Raw genomic sequence first — 2,810 nt, 5'->3', positions numbered from 1 at the left:
ACGGTCGTTGCCTCAGAACTAACACAGTGGACGCGAGCAACTGAGGACAAGCCCTCGGCCTATTAGTACCGGTCACCTCCACACCTTACGGTGCTTCCAGATCCGGCCTATCAACCCAGTCGTCTACTGGGAGCCTTAACCCCTCAAGGGGGTGGGAGTCCTCATCTCGAAGCAGGCTTCCCGCTTAGATGCTTTCAGCGGTTATCCCTCCCGAACGTAGCCAACCAGCCATGCCCTTGGCAGGACAACTGGCACACCAGAGGTTCGTCCGTCCCGGTCCTCTCGTACTAGGGACAGCCCTTCTCAAGACTCCTACGCGCACAGCGGATAGGGACCGAACTGTCTCACGACGTTCTAAACCCAGCTCGCGTACCGCTTTAATGGGCGAACAGCCCAACCCTTGGGACCGACTCCAGCCCCAGGATGCGACGAGCCGACATCGAGGTGCCAAACCATCCCGTCGATATGGACTCTTGGGGAAGATCAGCCTGTTATCCCCGGGGTACCTTTTATCCGTTGAGCGACGGCGCTTCCACAAGCCACCGCCGGATCACTAGTCCCGACTTTCGTCCCTGCTCGACCCGTCGGTCTCACAGTCAAGCTCCCTTGTGCACTTACACTCAACACCTGATTGCCAACCAGGCTGAGGGAACCTTTGGGCGCCTCCGTTACTCTTTAGGAGGCAACCGCCCCAGTTAAACTACCCATCAGACACTGTCCCTGATCCGGATCACGGACCCAGGTTAGACATCCAGCACGACCAGACTGGTATTTCAACGACGACTCCCCCTGAACTGGCGTCCAAGGTTCACAGTCTCCCAGCTATCCTACACAAGCCGAACCGAACACCAATATCAAACTGTAGTAAAGGTCCCGGGGTCTTTCCGTCCTGCTGCGCGAAACGAGCATCTTTACTCGTAGTGCAATTTCACCGGGCCTATGGTTGAGACAGTCGAGAAGTCGTTACGCCATTCGTGCAGGTCGGAACTTACCCGACAAGGAATTTCGCTACCTTAGGATGGTTATAGTTACCACCGCCGTTTACTGGCGCTTAAGTTCTCAGCTTCGCCACCCCGAAGAGTGACTAACCGGTCCCCTTAACGTTCCAGCACCGGGCAGGCGTCAGTCCGTATACATCGCCTTACGGCTTCGCACGGACCTGTGTTTTTAGTAAACAGTCGCTTCTCGCTGGTCTCTGCGGCCACCCCCAGCTCAAGGAGCAAGTCCTCTCACCGGATGTGGCCCCCCTTCTCCCGAAGTTACGGGGGCATTTTGCCGAGTTCCTTAACCATAGTTCACCCGAACGCCTCGGTATTCTCTACCTGACCACCTGAGTCGGTTTAGGGTACGGGCCGCCATGAAACTCGCTAGAGGCTTTTCTCGACAGCATAGGATCATCCACTTCACCACAATCGGCTCGGCATCAGGTCTCAGCCACATGTACGACGGATTTGCCTATCGCACGGCCTACACCCTTACCCCGGGACAACCACCGCCCGGGATGGACTACCTTCCTGCGTCACCCCATCACTCACCTACTACAAGTCTGGTTCGCCGGCTCCACCACTCCCCTTTGCCCGAAGGCTCCGGGGCGGCTTCACGGACTTAGCATCGCTCGGTTCGATGTTTGACGCTTCACAGCGGGTACCGGAATATCAACCGGTTATCCATCGACTACGCCTGTCGGCCTCGCCTTAGGTCCCGACTTACCCTGGGCAGATCAGCTTGACCCAGGAACCCTTAGTCAATCGGCGCACACGTTTCTCACGTGTGTATCGCTACTCATGCCTGCATTCTCACTCGTGAACCGTCCACCACTGCCTTCCGGCGCGGCTTCACCCGGCACACGACGCTCCCCTACCCATCACAGCCGCCGTTGGGCGTATTGCTGCAATGACACGACTTCGGCGGTACGCTTGAGCCCCGCTACATTGTCGGCGCGGAATCACTAGACCAGTGAGCTATTACGCACTCTTTCAAGGGTGGCTGCTTCTAAGCCAACCTCCTGGTTGTCTGTGCGACTCCACATCCTTTCCCACTTAGCGTACGCTTAGGGGCCTTAGTCGATGCTCTGGGCTGTTTCCCTCTCGACCATGGAGCTTATCCCCCACAGTCTCACTGCCGCGCTCTCACTTACCGGCATTCGGAGTTTGGCTAAGGTCAGTAACCCGGTAGGGCCCATCGCCTATCCAGTGCTCTACCTCCGGCAAGAAACACACGACGCTGCACCTAAATGCATTTCGGGGAGAACCAGCTATCACGGAGTTTGATTGGCCTTTCACCCCTAACCACAGGTCATCCCCCAGGTTTTCAACCCTGGTGGGTTCGGTCCTCCACGAAGTCTTACCTCCGCTTCAACCTGCCCATGGCTAGATCACTCCGCTTCGGGTCTTGAGCGCGCTACTAAACCGCCCTATTCGGACTCGCTTTCGCTACGGCTTCCCCACACGGGTTAACCTCGCAACACACCGCAAACTCGCAGGCTCATTCTTCAAAAGGCACGCAGTCACGAGACACCAAGCAAGCTTGATGTCCGACGCTCCCACGGCTTGTAGGCACACGGTTTCAGGTACTATTTCACTCCGCTCCCGCGGTACTTTTCACCATTCCCTCACGGTACTATCCGCTATCGGTCACCAGGGAATATTTAGGCTTAGCGGGTGGTCCCGCCAGATTCACACGGGATTTCTCGGGCCCCGTGCTACTTGGGTGTCTCTCAAACGAGCCGCTGATGTTTCGACTACGGGGGTCTTACCCTCTACGCCGGACCTTTCGCATGTCCTTCGCCTACATCAACGGTTTCTGACTCG

1 rRNA gene is annotated in these 2,810 nt (G+C 57.0%); it reads right to left on the bottom strand.

Annotated elements, in window-relative coordinates:
• Window positions 1–42: 42 nt before the first annotated feature.
• Window positions 43–2,810 (bottom strand): 23S ribosomal RNA (locus ACWD1Z_RS37040); the annotation flags it as partial.

The organism is Streptomyces sp. NPDC002784 (genome assembly GCF_053592135.1).
The sequence above is the reverse complement of the archived record's forward strand: the minus strand, read 5'-3'. Positions and strand labels throughout refer to the sequence as shown.